Origin of the sequence: Planomonospora sp. ID82291, assembly GCF_015711645.1 — a bacterium.
GTDB lineage: Bacteria > Actinomycetota > Actinomycetes > Streptosporangiales > Streptosporangiaceae > Planomonospora.
The window spans coordinates 1-18,860 of record NZ_JABTEX010000005.1; the positions used below are offsets into that span (position 1 = coordinate 1).

The following is an 18,860-nucleotide window of genomic DNA, read 5'->3' on the forward strand; positions in this document are numbered from 1 at the left end:
CCGCCCCACGTACTCCAGAACCCCGTCCGCACGCCACCGCACCACATCCCCCGTCCGGTACATCCGCTCCCCCACCCCACCGAACGGACACGCCACGAACCGCTCCGCCGTCAACGCACCCCGGTTGGCGTATCCCCGGGCCAGCTGGACCCCGGCCAGGTACAGCTCCCCCGGCACCCCGACCGGGACCGGCCGCAGCCACCCGTCCAGCACGTAGACCCGGGTGTTCCACACCGGACGGCCGATCGGCACGCCGGTCGCGCCGGGCTCGGGGCGGTGCTCCCACGCGGTGACGTCCACCGCGGCCTCCGTCGGGCCGTAGAGGTTGTGCACCGGCGCGCCCAGCCGCCCGGCGGCCCGGTCGGCGAGGTCCTGCGGGAGCGCCTCACCGCTGCAGAGGACCCGCCGCAGCGGCCACGGCTCCAGGTCCGCACCCGGGTCCGCGCCCGGGTCCGCGCCCGCGCCGAGGGCCGGAGCCGCGGGAGCTCCGCCGGACCGTCCGGGGACGGCGTCGAGGAACGCGGCGAGCATCGACGGGACGAAGTGCACGGTCGTGATCCGCTCCTCGCGAATGACCCGGGCGAGGTAGGCCGGGTCCCGGTGGCCGTCGGGCCGGGCGACGACCAGGGTCGCCCCTGCCTGGAGCGGCCAGAAGAACTCCCAGACCGACACGTCGAAGCCCGCCGGGGTCTTCTGCAGCACCCGGTCGCCGGGGCGCAGGCCGTACCGCGCCTGGGCCCAGCGCAGGCGGTTGACGATCGCGCCGTGGGTCACGACCACGCCCTTGGGGCGGCCGGTCGAGCCCGAGGTGTAGATCACGTAGGCGGGGTTCTCCGGTACGGCCCGCGAGCCGGGACACTCCTGCGCGCCATCGGGCAGGTCGGCGGCGGCCGTCCAGCCCGGATCGATCACCAGGACCGGGCGTGCGTCCTCCAGCATCGCGGCGACCCGCTCCTCCGGCAGTCCGGGGTCGATGGGCAGGTAGGCGCCGCCCGCCTTGACCACCGCGTACATCGCGACGACCAGGTCCAGGGAGCGGGGCAGCCGCAGCCCCACCACCCGCTCGGGCCCGACGCCGTGCGCGGCCAGCACCCGGGCCAGCCGGTCCGCGCGGGCGTCCAGCTCGGCGTAACTCAGCCGCCCGTCCTCCGAGACCAGCGCCGGCGCGTCCGGGGTCCGGGCCGCCTGCGCCTCGAACAGCTCGGCCAGCGTGCCGGGCGGCGGTCCCTCCGGCGCCCGTCCGAGGACGCCGTCGGCGCCGCCCGTCCCGGTGCCCCCCGCGGTGTCCCCCGCGGTGTCCCCCTCCGCCTCCTCCCCCGCGTCTCCCGCAGCGCCCGTCACGGTCTCTCCCGCGGCGTCCTCCGCGGAGGCGTTCCATCCCCGTAGGACCAGATCCCGCTCGTCGGCCGGGAGCGCGGCGAGGCGGGAGACGGGCGTCCGCGGCCCCCGCCCCGCACCCGCCGCCCCCGGTGTTCCGGGCTCCGCTCCCGTGCGCTCCGATCCCCCGCGTTCCGTGTCCCGCCCGGTTTCCGGGTCCTCCGCCCCCGCCTCGGCGGCCAGCGCGCCGAGCAGGTGCCGGAACCGGTCCAGCAGGCGTACGGCCTCCGCCTCGGTGAACGCGTCCGGCCGGTACTGCAGGCGGAAACGGATCCGCTCCCCCGGGATGACCAGCAACGTGAGCGGATAGTGGGTCGCGTCCGCCACGTCCGCGGAGGTCAGCCGGAGGTCGCCGATCGCCGTGCGCGGGTCGACGGGGTAGTTCTCCATCACCAGCAGCGCATCGAAGAGGGGCCCGCGCCGGATCTCGGTCAGGCCCAGGTGGTGGTGGGGCAGCAGCTCGGCCTGCTCGTCGCGGAGCCTGCGCAGCAGGTCTCCGAGCGGCTCGTCGGGGCGGAGCCGTACCCGGACGGGGAGCGTGTTGACGAACAGGCCGACCATGCGCTCGACGCCGGGCAGCTCGGCCGGGCGGCCGGAGACGGTGCCGCCGAAGACGACGTCGTCGCGGCCGGTGAGCTGGGCCAGCAGCAGGCCGAAGGCGGCCTGCACGACCGTGTTCAGGGTCGTGGAGCAGGCGCGGGCCAGCGCGGCCAGGCCCCGGCTCGGCCCGGCGCCGAGCTCGGCGGTGGCCCGCTCGGGCGGGACGGGCGCGGCGGACGCGGCGAGGGCGGGCGCGACCAGCGTGGGCCCGTCCACCCCGTCGAGCGCCCGCTCCCACGCCTCCCGCGCCGCGTCGCGGTCCTGCCGGGCCAGCCACGCCAGATGCTCCTTGTACGGCGGCGCCGGCGCGGGCTCGTCCCCGGTGTACAGCGCCAGCAGCTCGGCCGCGAGCAGCGGCGTCGACCAGCCGTCCAGCAGGATGTGGTGGTTGGTGACGACCAGCCGGTGCCGGCCGGGCGCGAGCCGTACCAGCGCGAACCGCAGCAGCGGCGGCTGGCCCAGGTCGAAGCGCCGCCCCCGCTCCTCGGCCGCCACCCCGTCGGGATCGGCGCCCTCGACCACCCGCCAGGGCACCTCGACCCGGCGGTGGACCAGCTGGACCGGCTCCCCGGCGCGGAACTCGAAGGAGGCGCGCAGCACGGGATGCCTGCGGACCAGCCGGTCGGCGGCCCGCCGCAGCCGGTCCGCGTCGAGCGGGCCCTCCAGGTCGAGGGTGAGCTGCGCGGTGTAGACGTCCGTGTCGAGCAGCGCGTGGAAGAACAGGCCGTGCTGCAGGGGGGCGAGCGGCCAGGCGTCCTGGAGGTCCGGGCCGAGCTCGTCGAGGTCCCGCTGGGTCAGCGGGACCCGCACGTCCGACGGGGTGAGACCGCCGCCGGTGTGCCGGGACAGGCCGGTGAGGGCCTGGGAGTACGCCTCGGCCAGAGCGGTGATCTCCTCCTCGGCGTAGTGCGCCCCGGCCCAGGTCCAGGTGAGGCGGAGGACGCCGTCCAGGGCGACGGCGTCGATCTGGATGCCGTGCCGGAGCGGGGCCTCGGCGTCCCGGCCCCCGGTCAGGCCGTCGCCGGTCGGTTCCCAGTCCCGCCCGGAGGCCGTGATCCGGCCGAGGTGGTTGAAGGCGATCTCCGCCTGCGGCAGGGCGGCGAGGACCCGGCCGGCGTCGGGGTCGAGGTGGCGCAGCAGCCCGTAGCCCAGCGGGTCGGGCAGCGCCCGGAGCTGCTCCTTGACCCGCTTGACGGCCTCTCCGGCGGCGGGCCCGCCCGCGGTGAGCTCGGCCCAGCCGGTCGTGCCGGCCTCGCCCGCGTCGATCCTGACCGGGTGCAGACAGGTGAACCAGCCGACGGTCCGGGACAGGTCCGGACCGCCGGAGGGTCCGTCGGTCAGGTCGTGACGGCCGTGCCCTTCGACGTCGACCAGGACGGAGCGTTCCCCGCGCCACCGGGCGACCGCCGCGGCGAGTCCGGCGAGCAGCACGTCGTCGGCCCGTCCGTGGAACGCCGCCGGGAGCCGGCCCAGCAGCCGTTCGGTGACGTCGCGGGGAAGCTCCACGACCCGTTCGCGCCGCGAGTCCCACGTCCCCCACCGCGGGGTGGGAGCGTTCTCGGGGGCGGAGCCGCTCCCGCCGGCGTGCGACCCGGCCTCCCCCGGCGCGGGGGCGGCGCCTCGGGCCGCGACGGCGTCCGGCGCGGGGACGGAGCCTCGGACCGCGACGGCGTCCGGTCCAGGGGCGACACCGCGGGCCGCGACGACGTCCGGTCCAGGGGCGACACCGCGGGCCGGGTCCCCCGCCGGGGGAGCGAGCACGCGGACCCAGGCGTCCGGTTCGCCCGCCGCGGCCCGCGCTTCGGCGTGGAGCATCCGCGCCCACGTGCGGAACGACGTCGTCACCGGAGGCGACTCCGGGATCTCCCCCCTGCGTGCCGCCTCCCAGGCCGCGAACAGGTCCGGCAGCAGGATCCGCCACGACACCCCGTCCACCGACAGATGGTGCACCGTCACCACCAGCCGTCCCGACGCCTGCGGGCCCGCGTCCAGCCACACCACCCGCACCATCCGCCCCGAGGCGGGGTCCAACTCCGCCCGCGACCACGCCACCGCCTCGGCCACCGGCCCCGCCCAGGCCTTCTCACCGGCCCCGGCCCCTTCATCCGCCGGAGCATCGGACCCGGAGCCGGACCCGGAGCCGGAGCCGGAGCCGGAGCCGGACCCGGAGCCCGAACCAGAGCCCGAGCCCGAACCAGAGCCCGAACCAGAGCCCGAGCCGGACGGAGCCCCGGATCCGGCCGGGACACCGGCGACCTCCACCCGGCGCACGCACCCTCCCGCCTGCACCGCCCCCCGCTCCAGCACCTCCAGGCGCCCCGCACCGCCCCCGCGCAACGCCTCCACCCCCGAGCAGACCAGCCGCAGCGCGTCATGCCGGTCCAGTACCGCCTGCAACGCGGCGGTCAGCGCCCCCACCCCCAGATCCGGCGGCACCCGCAGCACCACCGTCTGGCTGAACCCGCCGATCGGCCCCCCGCCCTCGGCCAGCCACCGCATGATCGGAGTCGGCTCCACCGGACCGGTCCCATCGAGGTCCTCGGCCGCCTCCGGTCCGGTCTCCTCCGCGACGAGCGCCAGGGCCTCGGGGCTCTGGTGGCGGAACACCTGCGCCGGTGTGACCGACAGGCCCGCCTCACGGGCCCGGGCGACGAGCCCGATCGCCAGGATGCTGTCCCCGCCCAGGTCGAAGAAGCCGTCGTCGGCGCAGACCCGGGACAGCCCGAGCACCTCGGCGAACAGCCCGCACAGCAGCCGTTCGCGGTCGTCGGCCGGTTCCCTGCCGCCGCTCTCCCACGCCGGGGCGGGCAGCGCGGTCCGGTCCAGCTTGCCGTTGGCGGTGAGCGGCAGTTCGTCGAGGACGACGACGGCGCGGGGCACCATGTAGTCGGGCAGCGACCGCCGGGCGAACGCGCGCACCGCGTCCGGGTCCAGCGGTCCCGCCGCGTCCCCGCCGCCCCCCGCGTCCACCCCGCCCGCCGTACCGCCCGCGCCCGCCGCACCCGCCGCACCGACGACGTAGGCGACCAGCCGCCGCTCTCCCGGCCCGTCGGCGCGGGCCAGTACCACCGCCTGCCGGACCAGGGGGTGCGCCGCGAGCACCGCCTCGATCTCTCCCGGCTCGATGCGGAAGCCCCGGATCTTCACCTGCTGGTCGGCCCGGCCCAGGTACTCCAGGTTGCCGTCGGCGCGCCACCGGACCAGGTCGCCGGTGCGGTACATGCGTCCGCCGGGCGTGAACGGGTCCGCGACGAACCGTTCGGCGGTCAGACCGGGCCGGCCGAGATAGCCGCGGGCCACCGCCGGACCGGAGACGTGGAGCTCCCCGGCGACGCCGGGCGGGACCGGGCGCAGGGCGGCGTCGAGGACGTACAGCCGGGCGCCGAGGACGGGGCGGCCGATCGGGGTGTCGTCCGGGGAGGTCAGCGGGTCGCTGCTGGTGACCACGACGGTGGTCTCCGTCGGCCCGTAGACGTTGACCATCCGGCGGCCGGGGGCCCAGCGGCGGACCAGCTCCGGACGGCAGGCCTCGCCGCCGACCAGCAGAGTCCGCAGGTCCGGCAGCGGCGTCTCGGGAACCGTCGCCAGCGCCGCGGGGGTGACGAACGCGTGCGTGATCCGCGCCTCGGCCAGGAACCGCCCCAGCGGCTCTCCGCCGTACACGTCCGCGGGCGCCAGGACGAGCGCCGCGCCCGCGGAGAACGCCGTCAGCCACTCCAGCACCGCCCCGTCGAAGCCGATCGAGGCGAACTGCAGGACGCGGCTGCCGGGGGTGACGGCGTACCGGCCGGTCCCGGTGCGCGCGCACGCGGGCAGTCCCGCGTGGGTGACGACGACGCCCTTCGGGCGGCCGGTGGAACCGGAGGTGTAGACGACGTAGGCGGGATGGCCCGGCAGGACCGGTGTCTCCGGATCGGTCGCGGGCAGGCCCGCGCCGTCCCAGACGTCCAGGTCGACGACCACGGGGGCGGGTCCCCCGGACGGGCCCGCCGCCCCGGGCGCCCCGCCCGTATCCGGCCCGCCCGTTATCGTCCCGCCCGTATCCGGCCCGCCCGTTATCGTCCCGGCGGTGGACAGCCCGGCGACGGCCGCCCCGTCCCCACCCGCCCCGCCCCCACCCGGCCCGCCCGCATCCGCTCCGGCGGTGAACAGCCCGGCGGTCCCGCCCCCGGTGACCACGATCGGCGGGGCCGCGTCGGCGAGCATGACCGCCAGGCGCTCGGCCGGGTGGCCGGGGTCGAGCGGCAGGTACGCGGCGCCGGACTTCAGGATGGCCAGGAACGCGACGACCATGTCGGCCGAGCGCGGGACCGACAGCCCGACGTGGCGCTCCGGGCCCGCGCCGAGGGCGATCAGGTGGTGCGCCAGCCGGTTGGCGCGGGCGTTCAGCTCCGCGTAGGTGAGCTCCGTCCCCCCGGCGACCAGCGCGACGGCACCGGGATCGCGCCGGACGTGCTCGGCGAACAGGTCCACGGCGGTGCCGCCGGGGACCTCGCCCGGTACGGAGCCCCAGTCGGCCGGCAGTTCCCGCTCCCGCTCGCCGAGCAGGTCGAGCCCGCCGAGCCGGCGGCCGGGGTCCGCCTCGGCGATCCCGGTCAGCAGGCGCAGGAACCGCCCGTGGTGCCCGGCCAGCTCGGCCTCGCCGTACAGGTCCGGGTGGCCGTCGAAGTCGATGCGGACGCCGGGGCCGCCGGAGCCTCCGGGGCCGCCGTAGAGGTTGACCGACAGGTCCTCGACCGGGCCGGTGGCCAGCGGGTGGGCGGTGGCGGGGTGCCCGGCGAAGCTCAGGTCGTAGTCGAAGCGCATGATGTTGACCACCGGCCCGAACAGCCGCCCACCCAGCTCGCGCCGGAGGTCCTCGTACCGGTGCCGCTGGTGCACCAGGAGCCGCCCCACCTCCCGGTTGACCTGCCCGGCCAGGTCGCCGACGGTCGTCTCCGGGCCCGCGGTCAGCCGCAGCGGGAGCACGTTGGAGAGCATGCCGGGGGTGCGGCGGGACAGCGGGGTGGTCCGGGCGGTCACGGCCAGGCCGAGCACGGCCTCACGGGCCCCGGTCATGCGGGCGACGTAGGCGGCGACGGCCGCGATCACCAGCCCGGAGACGGAGGTCCCGTGCACGGCCGCCGCCCGCTCCAGCGCGTCGGCCTCCGCACGCCCCAGCGTCGCGCTCCGCCGCCGGAACCGGCAGGTGAGCGGGGCCGCCGGACCCGCCGCGGGATCCCCCGCCGGACCCGCCGGATCCCCCGCCCGGCCCGCCGCCGAGAGCGACGGTACGGCGGGCAGCCCGGCGAGCCGCTCCCGCCAGTGGCGGCGGTCGGCCTCGTGCCGGGCCGAGGAGCGGTACGCGGCCTCCTCGGCCAGCAGCTCCGCCAGGGAGCCCGCCTCCCCCGGCCCGGGGTCGCGGCCCTCGGCCAGCGCCGTGTACACCTCGGCCAGCCGCCGGGCGACCATCGGCCCGCTGTAGCCGTCCATGACCACGTGGTGGCAGCGCAGGTACCAGAAGTAGCGGTCGTCGGCGACCCGGAGCAGCGCGGTGGCCACGAGCGCGTCCCCCGGGAAGGGCGCCGCCAGGTCCGCCCGCATCCACTCCAGCGCGGCGCGCTCGTCCCCCGGGTCCAGGAACGGGCACTCCAGCGCGCGGATCCGCACCTGCTGCCCCGCGCCGGTGACCCGCAGGTGCACGGCCTCCACCTCGCGGGCCGCCAGCCGGACCGCCGCGGCGAAGAGCGCCGGGTCCACCGGGCCGGCGATCTCGATGTACTGGGCGATGCAGATGGGCGCGCCGGGGGAGACCAGCTGGGCGCGCCACATCCCTTCCTGGGCCGCGGACAATGGCAGGAGGGAATCCGAGTCGAACACCGTCGCCACGCTTTCCGTCGTCGCCGGGACAATGCATTTCAGGCGCGTACGAGCACTTCGGAAAGGCGGGAACGCATTTCACCCGGCCACCCGCCCGCATTTGTTACCTGGCAGTGAACCACACGCGCGAACCGTCGAGCAATAATTCGAATTGTCACATGCCGCTAAAACCTCCCTCCCTTTTTTCGCGTTTCCCGACGACCGTCGCGGCCGGCCGGAGAATGACGCGCGGCCGGACCGGCCGCCGGGTCCTGAGCACGACCTGGGGCCGGATCCGCGGGGGGCGCGGCGGCCCGCCGGGGACCCCCGGCGGCCGGGCGCCGCTCCGCCGGGGCAGGCCGCGCGACAGGCGGCCCGGCCACCAGACGGCGTCGCCGGCGTCCAGGGTGAGCGCGGTGACCAGCACCGAGCGGACCACCATCGTGTCCAGCAGCACGCCCACCGCCACCGCGAAGGCGATCTGCACGGTCTGGGAGAGCGGCAGCACGACGAGCACGGCGAAGGTGCCCGCGAGCACCACCCCGGCCGAGGTGATCACCCCGCCGGTGGCCTCCAGGCCGAGCAGCGCGCCGCGCGCCGTGCCGTACCGGTGCGCCTCCTCGCGCACCCGGTGCATCAGGAAGATGTTGTAGTCGACGCCGAGCGCGACCAGGAACACGAAGACCAGCAGCACGAACCCCTGGTCCACCCCGGCGAAGCCGAACAGGTGGGTGAAGGCCAGCGCGCTGATGCCCAGCGTGGCCAGGAACGACACCACGACGGTGGCGAGCAGCAGCAGCGGCGCGACGAGCGAGCGCAGCAGCAGCGCCAGCACCGCGAAGACCACCAGCAGCACCAGCGGGATGATCACCCGGCGGTCGCGTTCCGCGCCCCGCTCCAGGTCGGCGACGAGCGCCGCGTTCCCGCCCACGTTCACGTCGGGGGCGGCCACGGCGCGCAGCCGGTCGCGCAGGGCGAGCACCTCGCGCCGCTCGGCGTCCCGGCCGCCGGACGGGCGCACGGTCACGTTGAGCAGGACGTCGCCGTTGCCGGCCGCGCCCAGGGTGATCGCGGTGACCTCGGGGCGCTGCGCGGTGTCCAGGATCACGTCCCTGACGTACCGCTCGCCGGTGACCACCTGGACCGGGTCGGCTCCCCCCGCCGGGAAGTGCCGGGCGGCGGCCTCCTGCCCGACGACGGAGTCCGGCCGGCCGAGGAAGACGTCGGCGTTGCCCAGCCCGCCCTCCCGGTAGGCGGTCAGCCCGGCCGAGCAGAGCGCCAGCACGGCGAGGGTGGCCAGCCACACCCGCCGGGGGTGGCGCGCGATCCTGCGGCCCAGCTCCCCCCAGAACGCGCCCCCGGTCGGCCGGTCCCCGCCGTGCGGGTCGTGGTGCGGGACCACCGGCCAGAACACCCAGCGGCCGCAGATCACCATGACGGCGGGGAGCAGCGTCATCATCGCGAGCATCGCGCTCAGCACCCCGACCGCCGAGACCGGCCCCAGCCCCTTGGTGGAGTTGAGCTCGGCCGCCACCAGGCAGAGCAGGCCCGCCACCACGGTCGCGGCGCTGGCGACGACGGCGGGCCCGGCCCGGCGCAGCGCGACCGCCATCGCCTCGTGCCGGTCGGCGTGCCGGCGCAGCTCCTCCCGGTAGCGGGCGACGATCAGCAGCGCGTAGTCGGTTCCCGCCCCGATGACCAGGACCATCAGCAGCGAGACCGCGACGCTGCTGACCGTGATCACCTCCGCCTCGGCCAGCGCCCGGTTCACCCCCATCGCGACGACCAGCCCGACCAGCACGGTGCCGAGCGGCAGCAGCCAGAGCACGGCGCTGCGGTAGGTGACCAGCAGCACGACGACCGCCACGCCCATGGCGGCCAGCAGCAGGTCGGTGTCGACGGTGGAGAAGACCGCCAGCGCGTCGGCCTGGAAGCCGACCAGCCCGGTGATGTGCGCGGCCAGCCCGGCGGGCCGCCCGGCGTCGACGACCCGCCGCACCCGCTCGACGACCTGCGCCGTCTCCCGCCCGCCGTGGTCGCGCACGACGACCACGACCTGGACCGCCTCGCCGTCGCGGGACCGCTCCGCGGCGAGCAGGTCGATCGTCTTGGTCACCTTCGGGATCCGGAGCTTCTCCTCGACCGCCCGCAGCCCTGCCGGCAGCCGCCCCTTCGCGTCCCGGTACGGCTTCAGCTCCCGGTCCAGGTCCCGGCGGTCGAAGCTCCGGCCGCCGGTCGGCGCGGGCAGCTCGGCGACGACCCCCTCGACCCGGGCGAGCTCCTCCAGGTCGCGGGCGATCGCGGCCTCGTCGGCCTCGGTCACGCCGCCGCGCCGCTCGTAGACGACCGTGGCCGGGGCCAGGCTCTCCCCCTGCATGCCGAGGATGCGCTCGACCGCCCGCGCGGAGTCGGCGCTGCCGGGCAGGTAGGCGGCGATGTCGTCCTTCTGCACCGATTCCAGCCGCCCCGCGGAGGACCCGGCCACGACGATGACGCCCAGCCAGACGGCCAGCACCACCCACTTGCCGCGCCGCCCGCACAGCAGGCCGGGCAGCAGGCCGAGCAGTGCGCCCGGCGACCGGTCCGGCGACCGCCGGGGCGGACGGGCGGGCCGGCGGACGGACACCGGGGCGGGCGGGCGCGCGGCCGGTCGCCCGCCCGCCCCGGCGTCCGTCCGAGTGGCCATCAGCGGGCGCTCAGCATGCCCCGCAGGTGGTCGGCCATGGCCGCGACGGTCGGGTGTTCCCAGGCGAGGGTCGGCTCGACCGCGAGACCGTACTCCGCCTCGATGTCGCCGCACAGGCCCAGCGAGTAGACCGAGTCCATGCCGTACTGGGCGATCGGGACCAGCGGGTCGATCTCCTGCGGCGGCCGGACGACGTAGGCGGCCACCCGGGCCCGCAGCCAGTCCCGGATGTCCTCCAGGTCGACGGCGGTCCCGGCCTCGGCGGACGTGCTCATTCTCCCTCTCCCTCCTGCGCGGTCCCCGGTGCGGCCTGCCGTACGGCCTGCCGCGCCCCGCCCGCGACCGCTCCGTCCGCTCCCCCGGGCTCGGCCGCTCCGTCCGCTCCCCCGGGCTCGGCCGCTCCGTCCGCTCCCCCGGGCTCGGCCGCTCCGTCCGCTCCCCCGAGCTCGGCCAGGACGTCGCGTGCGGCCCCGGCGAGCTCGGCGTGCACGACGGGGAGCAGCCCGGTCAGCAGCAGCTCGCGGGTCCGGGAGCGCTGGATCTTGCCGCTGGTGGTCCGGCCCACCCCGCCGCGCTCGACCAGCACGACGCTCAGCGAGGCGACGCCGAACGCGCGGGCCAGCTCGCCCTGGACCCGGCGGGCCACCGCGGCCTCGCCGTCTCCAACGCCGTCCGCGCCGAGGCGCTCCCGCCGGACCTCCTGCACCACCACCACGTGCTCGCCCGCGGGACCGTCCTGCGGCTCGACCCCGAAGGCCGCGGCCACGCCCAGCGCCGGGTGCACCCCGCGGGCCGCCTCCTCCAGGTCCTGCGGGTAGAGGTTGCGCCCCTTGACGATGATCACGTCCTTGATCCGGCCGGTGACGTAGAGCTCGCCGTCCAGCAGGAAGCCGAGGTCCCCGGTCCGCAGGTACGGCCCCCGCCCGGCGGCCGTACGGCCCGCGAAGGCGGCGCCGGTGGCCTCGTCGCGCTGCCAGTACCCCCGGGCGACGCTCCCGCCGCGCACCCAGATCTCCCCGACCCGTCCCTCGCCGAGGTCCTCCCGGGTCTCGGGGTCGACGACCTCCACGGTCATGGTGACCGGCCGCCCGCAGCCGACCAGCTCGACGCCCGTCTCCCCGGGGACCGCCTCGTGCCGCTCCAGCGCCGCCGCGTCGAACCGGCGGATCGTCGGTCCCCGCCCCACCGGGGTGGCGGTGATCACCAGGGTCGCCTCCGCCATGCCGTACGCCGGGGCCCAGACCCGCTCGCCGAAGCCGATCGGGCCGAAGCGGCGGACCATGGTGCGCAGCGTGCCGGTGCGGACCGGTTCGGCGCCGTTGAGCGCGAACTTCAGGCTGGACAGGTCCAGACCCGCCGCCTGGGCGTCGGTGACCCGGGCCGCGCACCACTCGTAGGCGAAGTTCGGCGCGACGGTGTACTCCGCCCGGTAGCGGCTGATCATCTCCAGCCAGAGGGCGGGGCGCATGACGAAGTCGACCGGTGAGGCGAAGTACAGGTCGCCGCCGGCGTGGATCGGCTGGAGCAGCATGCCGATGAGCCCCATGTCGTGGTAGTGCGGCAGCCAGCCGACCCCGACGCCCTCGGTGGGCGAGCCGATGGCCCGCCAGATCTCGTTCTCGTTGTGCAGCAGGTTGGCGTGGGTGAGCATGACGCCGCGCGGCTCGCTGGTGGAGCCGGAGGTGTACTGCAGGTAGGCCAGGGTGTCCGGGCCGATCTCCGGTTCGGTCCACTCGTCCGGACCGGGCAGGGCGAGGGCGTCGGTGGCGACGCACTCCACCGCGCCGTCGAGCCCGGCCTCGCGCAGCCAGGCCGCCAGCGGGCCGTGGTGGGCGGCGTCGGTCAGCACCAGCCGGACGTCGGCGTCCTTGATGATCCCGGCGGCCCGTTCCAGCGCGCGGGGGTCGGTCTGCGGGAGCGGCGAGGGCACCGCGACCACCCGGGAGTACAGGCAGCCGAGGAAGGCGGCCAGGAACTCCAGCCCCGCGGGGTACAGCAGCAGCGCCGTCCGGTCCTCCATCCGCCGCCGGGCCAGCCACGCCCCCAGCGATCCGGCCCGCGCGTCGAGCCCGGCGAAGGTCAGCCGGCTCTCGGAGAGCCGTCCGGCCCGGTCCCGCACGAAGGTGTAGGACCGCTCGTGCCCGTGTCGTTCGGCCTGCGCGCGTACCCGCTGCACAAAGGACATCTGGTCATCTCCTGCGACGGCGAGACACCCCAACCTAGGAGGATCCGCCGGGCGGTCACAGGCGCGGCCCGCACAAGCCGCGGACCGGTTTTACGCCGAAAGTTAGTAGCGTCGCCCTTCCGTCCCGGGGTGATCGCCCGCGCCGCGCGATCCGGTCCCGGGGTGATCGCCCGCGTCATGCGATGTTAGGCTGTCCTTGCTAAACATCTGAGCAGTTGTTCAAGTGTTCACAGGATGGATCTTGTGATGGGTCACGGTCACGGCCACGGACACGGCCACGGTGCGAGCGCCGACCGGCGCCACCTCTCCTGGGCGCTCGCCCTGCTGGTCGTCTTCATGGCGGCCGAGGTGGTCGTCGGCGTCATCGCCAACTCCATCGCGCTGATCTCCGACGCGGGGCACATGCTCACCGACGCGGCCTCCATCGTGCTCGCGCTCCTCGCGATGAGCATGGCCGCCCGACCGGCCCGGGGCGCCTACACCTTCGGCTTCAAGCGGGCCGAGATCCTCTCGGCCGCGGTCAACGGCCTGACCTTCGTGCTCCTGGTCGCCTACTTCGTCTACGAGGGCGTGCGCCGGCTGATCGACCCGCCCGAGGTGGAGGGCGCGCTGGTCCTCGGCACGGCCCTCGCCGGGATCGCGGTCAACGCGGGCGCCGCCTGGCTGATCGCCCGGGCCGACCGGAGCAGCCTCAACGTCGAGGGGGCCTTCCAGCACATCCTCAACGACATGTACGCCTTCATCGCCACCGCCGTCGCCGGCGCGGTCGTCTGGCTCACCGGCTGGGGCCGGGCCGACGCGATCGCCGCCCTCGTCGTCGCGGCGCTGATGGCCAGGTCGGGCTACCTGCTGCTGCGCGACGCCGGCCGGGTGCTGTTCGAGGCGGCCCCCGCCGGGGTGGACCCGGTCGAGGTGGGGTCCGCGCTCACCGCCCACGCCGACGTCACCGCCGTCGAGGACCTGCACGTGTGGACCGTCACCAGCGGCTTCCCCGCGCTGTCCGCGCACGTGATCGTGCGGCCGGACGGCGACTGCCACCGGATCCGCCGCGAACTGGCCGACCTGCTGCACGAGCGCTTCCACATCGACCACAGCACCCTGCAGGTCGACCACGTCCCCGGCAGGTCCTGCCGGATCGCCACCGGCTGACCTCCCGGCCGCCCCGGCGGCCCGCCCCTCGGGCGGGCCCCGCGGCGTCAGGCCTCCAGGCAGACCCGGAACATCCTCGTCAGCCGCTCGACCACGGCCTCGTGGTCCGGCACCTCGATGGCCTCGGGGCCGTAGAGCTGGCGGAGCGTGCCCGACCCGGTGATGAGGGCGGTGGCGACGGCCGCCCGCAGCCGGGCGTCCCGGCCGGACAGCCGGGCGGTGAGCGGCTCCATGATGGCCGCGTTGACCCGGTCCCGCATGATGCCGTGGATCTCCGGGCTCGCCGAGGAGCGGACGAGCGTCTCCAGCACCTGGCTGCCCCGGTCGGAGCGGAGCCGCTCGGCGACGTACTCCGCCAGTCGGCGGGGCAGTTCCTCCTCGGGACCGTCCAGCACGCCGGGGAAGCGCCCCTGCAGGGCGAGCACCTCGGCGAACAGCTCCCGTTTGCTGCCGAAGTAGCGGTTGATCAGCGCGATGTTGGCCTCCGCCTCGGCCGCGATCAGGCGCATCGTCACATGGTCGTAGCCGAGTTCGGCGAACAGGCGCCGCGCGGCCTCCAGAATGCGCTGCCGGGTGTCCTCCCGGCAGCGGCGCCGTCCCTCGTCCACACGCCCGATCCTTCCAGATTTGACGGAGTAAACACGCGTCTACTAACTTCATATGCATCGTACATGTAACGGGGGATGTTCCATGCTGACCGAACAACAGGTCCAGGCCGCGGAGAGGCCGCACTTCACGCACCGGCAGGTGCTGGAGATCCTGGCCGGGCTCATGCTCGCCATGCTGACGTCGATGATCTCGACGTCCGTGGTGGGCACCGCGCTGCCGACGATCGTCGGCACCCTCGGCGGTCAGGACCAGCTCGCCTGGGTGGCCAGCGCCACCCTGCTCACCATGACCGCCTCCACCCCGCTGTGGGGCAAGCTCTCCGACCTCTACGGCCGCAAGCTGATGTTCCAGACCTCACTGGTGATCTTCGCGGTCTCCTCGGTCGCCGCGGGCTTCTCCCAGGACATGGCGCAGCTCATCGTCGCGCGGGCCGTGCAGGGCATCGGCGCCGGCGGTCTCGCCGCGCTCCCCCAGATCATCCTCGGCGACGTGGTCGAGCCCCGCGAGCGCGGCCGCTACTCCGGCTACATGGGCGCGGTCTTCGGCGTCTCCACCGTGGCCGGGCCGCTGCTCGGCGGCTTCATCGTCGACAACATGTCCTGGCGCTGGACGTTCTGGATCTGCGTGCCGCTGGCCGTGATCGCGTTCACCGTCATCCAGAAGGTCCTCACGCTGCCGCTCGTCCGCCGCGACGCCCGGGTCGACTGGTGGGGCGCGACCTTCATCACCGGCGGCACCACCGCGCTGATGCTGCTGCTCTCCCTGGGCGGCCAGGAGTTCGACTGGAACTCCGGCTGGAGCTACGGCCTGGGCGCCCTCAGCCTGGTGATGTTCGGCCTGGCCGTCCTCGCCGAGCGCCGGGCCGCCGACCCGATCCTGCCGCCGCGCCTGTTCGGCGACCGCACCTTCGTGCTCTCCAGCCTCGCCTCCCTGCTCGTCGGCGCCTCGATGTTCGGCGCGATGATGTTCCTGCCGCAGTACCTGCAGATCGTCAAGGGCATGAGCCCGACCGGCTCCGGCCTGATGACCCTGCCCATGGTCTTCGGCCTGCTCGTCTCCTCGATCGTGATCGGCCGCCTGGTCAGCCGGACCGGCCGCTGGAAGGTCTACCCCATCGGCGGCATGCTGCTCGTCGCGCTCGGCCTGTTCCTGCTCTCCCGGCTGCACGTCGACAGCTCGCTGCTGGCCGTCGGCGTGGACAACGCGGTGATCGGCATCGGCCTCGGCGCCTCCATGCAGATCCTGATCCTGGCCGCGCAGAACGCGGTGCCCCGGGGCGATCTGGCCGTCGCCACCTCGGGCGTGGGCTTCTTCCGCTCCCTGGGCGGCGCGGTCGGCGTGGCGGCCTTCGGCGCGATCCTGTCCAACCGGCTCGGCTCGGAACTGGCCGCCCTGGCCAAGGCCGCGCATCTGCCGCTGGACGGCGGCGCCTCCTCCACCCTGGGCTCCCCGGAGGCCATCCGGCACCTGCCCGCCCCCGTCCTGGAGGTCATCCTGGAGGCCTTCACCCGGGCCCTGCAGACCGTCTTCCTGGTCGGCGTCCCGATCGCCGTCCTGGGCGCGGCGGCCGCGCTGCTGCTGAAGGAGATCCCGCTGCGCTCCGCCCAGGCCCCCAAGCCCGCACCTGCCCCGGCCGACTGATCCCGCTCATCCCGATCCCGGCCGACTGATCCCGCCCGACGCCGGCTCCACCCGGCAGACCGATCCCGCCTCCCACCCGCCCGCGTCTCCGCGGCGGAAGGGCCCGGACCTCTCATCGGGTCCGGGCCCTTCGTGCGTACGGTTCCCGCGCGGTGCGGGCGAGTCTCAGATGACGTCGCCCCGGGTCGATCCCCCGCTGCGCGCATGGGCGTCCGTACGGTGGTGCTGCTGCTTGCGCATGCCCGCCAGCCCGAGCAGACCCGCCAGTCCGAGCAGACCCCACAGGCCGGCGTTTCCACCGTCGTCCTGCTGCTGCTGGGGCTGCGGGGTGGCCGCCGTCGCGAACGCGTCGGCGGACGCGCTCGCCGGGGCGAACGCGAGGAGCACGGCGAGTCCTGTTCCTGCGATGGCCTTTCTCATGGTGATCCCCCGATCTGGACCGACTCCGCGACAACATGGAGCCGCCTTCGCCCGCCCCGGACGGACCGGCACGGCCCTTCCCGCAGGACGGACTACGGAATTTCCGTCCCCGTGTAGCTACCGCCGCACATGGCACCAAAACATGAGAAACATCCAGATTTCACCATGAGTCTCCATGAGTCCCAGAAGCCGTCCTGAACCACGCACGGCGACCGTCCAGGCCAGAGCGGGACCAGCGACACCGGCCCGGCGGTGGACAGCAGGCCCTCAGCCTCCCGCGACCACCGCTCCGGTTTCCAGCGCCGTCCGGAGATCTCGAAGTACGAGCCGACATGGAAGCCGCCGGTCGGCTCCACCCCGATCCCCGCCCCGATCACGCCCTGAAACCCCGCAGCACCTCGGCGATCTCGTCGACCTCGGTGAGCTTGCCCGACGCGACGGCGATGACGAAGTCGTAGGCCTCGTTCTCGTCCGCCGGCTCGATCTCGACACCGTTCTTCGCGCAGAAGACGTACATCGTGAGCCAGGCCGCACGCTTGTTGCCGTCGACGAACGGATGATTGGAGACGATCGAGTGCAGCAACGCCGCCGCCTTGGAGAACACGTCCGGATAGGCGTCCCGGCCGAACATGGACGTCCGCGGGCGGAGCAGCGCCGCTTCCAGAAGGCCCAGATCACGGACCTGAACCGGCCCCCCGGTCGCCACTCTGGCAATTCGCAGACCCTGCTCCAGAGTGATGAACCGGGTCACTCGCCCAGCCTCCGCAACAGGTCGGCGAAGCGCTCGGCACCCCGCTCGGCGAGTTCGTCGGTGAGGTCGTCATCGGCCGCCCGCGTCAGGTACTCCTCGATCGCACGCAAGGCGACCTGCTGCATGCTCCGGCCCTCCGCCTCGGCACGCCTCCGCAGGGCTTCGGTCTGGGACTCGGAGAGACGCAATGTCATGGCCATGGTCTCTATAGTAGATCGACTCTGGTATCAGCGAGATACCACTACAGGGAGCTTACGTTACATCACCTTCAGTTGACGATCTCTTCACCGGGGTGGGATCCGCCCATGCTCCTGTAGACCAACGGTCCGTTCGGCGGCGGCAGGACGCAGACGGCGTGCGAGCCTCACCGCCGAGATCCGATCAGATCGCCCTGGGCCGCCCGTGCGGGCCAACACGCCTCAGGCGAGCTTCCGGAGCCTGGTCACGGCCTCGTCGATGACCTCGTCGCGTTTGCAGAAGGCGAAGCGGACGAAGTGCCGGCCGCGGTCGGGGTGGGCGTAGAAGACCTGGGTGGGGACGGCGACCACCCCGGCCAGGGACGGGAGCTCGCGGGCCAGGGCCAGACCGTCGGTGAAGCCCAGGGGACGGATGTCGGCCTGCACGAAGTAGGTCCCGTCGGGGCGGTAGACGTCGAAGCCCGCGGCCGACAGCCCTTCGGCGAGGCGGTCCCGCTTGGCCTGCAGGCCGGCGCGCAGGTCGGCCACCCAGTCGAGCTCGTGGCGCAGGGCGTAGGCCACGGCGAGCTGCCAGGGGGCGGAGGCGGTGAAGGTGAGGAACTGCTTGACGGTCTGCACGGCCCGCACGAACGGCGCGGGCGCGCAGATCCAGCCGGTCTTCCAGCCGGTCACCGAGAAGGTCTTGCCCGCCGAGGAGATCATCACGGTGCGCTCGCGCATGCCGGGGAGGGTGGCGAGCGGGAGGTGCGGGACGCCGTCGAAGGTCAGGTGCTCGTAGACCTCGTCGGTGACGGCGATCAGGTCGTGCTCGGCGCAGAGCCCGGCGATGGCCTCCAGCTCCGCCCGGGTGAACACGGTCCCGGTCGGGTTGTGCGGGGAGTTGACCAGGATCGCCCGGGTCCGGGGCCCGGCCGCCGCCCGCAGCTCGGCCGGGTCGAAGGTGAAGCGGCCCCCGGCGGGACGGAGCGTCACCGGGCGGAGCACGGCCCCGGCCAGCGCGACGGAGGCGGCGTAGGAGTCGTAGTAGGGCTCGAAGACGATCACCTCGTCCCCGGCCTCGCAGAGCGCCAGGACCGCCGCCGCGATCGCCTCGGTCGCCCCGACGGTGACGAGCACCTCCCCGTCGGGGTCGTAGGCCAGGCCGTAGTGGTCCTCGCGGTGCTCGGACACGGCCTGGCGCAGCTCCGGGACGCCGGGGCCGGGCGGATACTGGTTGAGGCCGTCGCGGACCGCCTCGACCGCCCGCTCCAGCATCGCGGGCGGCCCGTCGGTGTCGGGGAAGCCCTGTCCCAGGTTGACCGCACCCGTCCGCAGGGCGAGCGCCGTCATCTCGGCGAAGATCGTCGTGCCGAACTCGCGCATCCGCGCCACCAGGGGATCACTCACGGAGCCAGCGTAACGGGCGGA

The 18,860-nt window shown here is 74.8% G+C and carries 11 protein-coding genes; 2 read left to right on the plus strand and 9 right to left on the minus strand.

Annotated features, from left to right (window positions below):
• The 4 genes from HS045_RS27970 to HS045_RS27985 all read right to left on the minus strand — a co-directional run.
• Nucleotides 1-7,836 (minus strand): non-ribosomal peptide synthetase (locus HS045_RS27970; RefSeq protein ID WP_196454515.1); only part of this gene is annotated, 7,836 nt, incomplete at its 3' end.
• A gap of 154 nt (nucleotides 7,837-7,990) precedes the next feature.
• Complete coding sequence (locus tag HS045_RS27975; RefSeq protein ID WP_196454516.1) at nucleotides 7,991-10,501, minus strand: MMPL family transporter; 2,511 nt, start codon at nucleotides 10,499-10,501, stop codon at nucleotides 7,991-7,993.
• Entirely contained in the window at nucleotides 10,501-10,776 is a 276-nt protein-coding gene (locus tag HS045_RS27980; RefSeq protein WP_196454517.1) for an acyl carrier protein, read from the minus strand. Before HS045_RS27980 ends, HS045_RS27975 begins: the two co-directional genes overlap by 1 nt.
• The gene (locus HS045_RS27985; protein WP_196454518.1) at nucleotides 10,773-12,686 is read right to left on the minus strand and encodes a fatty acyl-AMP ligase; all 1,914 of its coding nucleotides are present in this window, start codon (nucleotides 12,684-12,686) and stop codon (nucleotides 10,773-10,775) included. The genes HS045_RS27980 and HS045_RS27985 overlap by 4 nt, the downstream gene beginning before the upstream one ends.
• Nucleotides 12,687-12,932: 246 nt before the next feature.
• Here HS045_RS27985 and HS045_RS27990 point away from each other — a divergent pair, with 246 nt between their 5' ends.
• Nucleotides 12,933-13,835 carry a cation diffusion facilitator family transporter gene (locus HS045_RS27990; RefSeq protein WP_196454519.1) on the plus strand — a complete coding sequence of 301 codons (903 nt, stop codon included), beginning with the start codon at nucleotides 12,933-12,935 and terminating at the stop codon, nucleotides 13,833-13,835.
• 47 nt (nucleotides 13,836-13,882) lie between these two features.
• Here the strand turns inward: HS045_RS27990 and HS045_RS27995 are convergent, their stop codons facing one another.
• Nucleotides 13,883-14,443 carry a TetR family transcriptional regulator gene (locus tag HS045_RS27995; RefSeq protein ID WP_196454520.1) on the minus strand — a complete coding sequence of 187 codons (561 nt, stop codon included), beginning with the start codon at nucleotides 14,441-14,443 and terminating at the stop codon, nucleotides 13,883-13,885.
• An 82-nt stretch (nucleotides 14,444-14,525) separates the two neighbouring features.
• Here HS045_RS27995 and HS045_RS28000 point away from each other — a divergent pair, with 82 nt between their 5' ends.
• Nucleotides 14,526-16,085: an MDR family MFS transporter gene (locus tag HS045_RS28000; RefSeq protein WP_196454521.1), complete on the plus strand. Its 1,560-nt coding sequence runs from the start codon at nucleotides 14,526-14,528 to the stop codon at nucleotides 16,083-16,085.
• A gap of 165 nt (nucleotides 16,086-16,250) precedes the next feature.
• On the opposite strand, the gene HS045_RS28005 is transcribed toward HS045_RS28000, so the two are convergent.
• The 4 genes from HS045_RS28005 to HS045_RS28020 all read right to left on the minus strand — a co-directional run bounded on the left by HS045_RS28005 (nucleotide 16,251) and on the right by HS045_RS28020 (nucleotide 18,839).
• Entirely contained in the window at nucleotides 16,251-16,505 is a 255-nt protein-coding gene (locus HS045_RS28005) for a WGxxGxxG family protein (protein ID WP_196454522.1), read from the minus strand.
• A 373-nt stretch (nucleotides 16,506-16,878) separates the two neighbouring features.
• Nucleotides 16,879-17,256: a type II toxin-antitoxin system death-on-curing family toxin gene (locus HS045_RS28010; protein WP_196454523.1), complete on the minus strand. Its 378-nt coding sequence runs from the start codon at nucleotides 17,254-17,256 to the stop codon at nucleotides 16,879-16,881.
• On the minus strand, nucleotides 17,253-17,456 hold the full coding sequence (locus HS045_RS28015) for a CopG family transcriptional regulator (protein WP_230885009.1): 204 nt from the start codon (nucleotides 17,454-17,456) through the stop codon (nucleotides 17,253-17,255). The genes HS045_RS28010 and HS045_RS28015 overlap by 4 nt, the downstream gene beginning before the upstream one ends.
• A gap of 219 nt (nucleotides 17,457-17,675) precedes the next feature.
• Nucleotides 17,676-18,839 carry a pyridoxal phosphate-dependent aminotransferase gene (locus HS045_RS28020; RefSeq protein ID WP_196454524.1) on the minus strand — a complete coding sequence of 388 codons (1,164 nt, stop codon included), beginning with the start codon at nucleotides 18,837-18,839 and terminating at the stop codon, nucleotides 17,676-17,678.
• Between the last annotated feature and the right edge of the window lie 21 nt (nucleotides 18,840-18,860).

Bases quoted from the DNA above. Each gene is read 5' to 3' on its own strand.
- HS045_RS27975 (WP_196454516.1), bottom strand. From the start codon at position 10,501: ATGGCCACTCGGACGGACGCCGGGGCGGGCGGGCGACCGGCCGCGCGC.
- HS045_RS27980 (WP_196454517.1), bottom strand. From the start codon at position 10,776: ATGAGCACGTCCGCCGAGGCCGGGACCGCCGTCGACCTGGAGGACATC.
- HS045_RS27985 (WP_196454518.1), bottom strand. From the start codon at position 12,686: ATGTCCTTTGTGCAGCGGGTACGCGCGCAGGCCGAACGACACGGGCAC.
- HS045_RS27990 (WP_196454519.1), top strand. From the start codon at position 12,933: ATGGGTCACGGTCACGGCCACGGACACGGCCACGGTGCGAGCGCCGAC.
- HS045_RS28000 (WP_196454521.1), top strand. From the start codon at position 14,526: ATGCTGACCGAACAACAGGTCCAGGCCGCGGAGAGGCCGCACTTCACG.
- HS045_RS28005 (WP_196454522.1), bottom strand. From the start codon at position 16,505: ATGAGAAAGGCCATCGCAGGAACAGGACTCGCCGTGCTCCTCGCGTTC.
- HS045_RS28015 (WP_230885009.1), bottom strand. From the start codon at position 17,456: ATGGCCATGACATTGCGTCTCTCCGAGTCCCAGACCGAAGCCCTGCGG.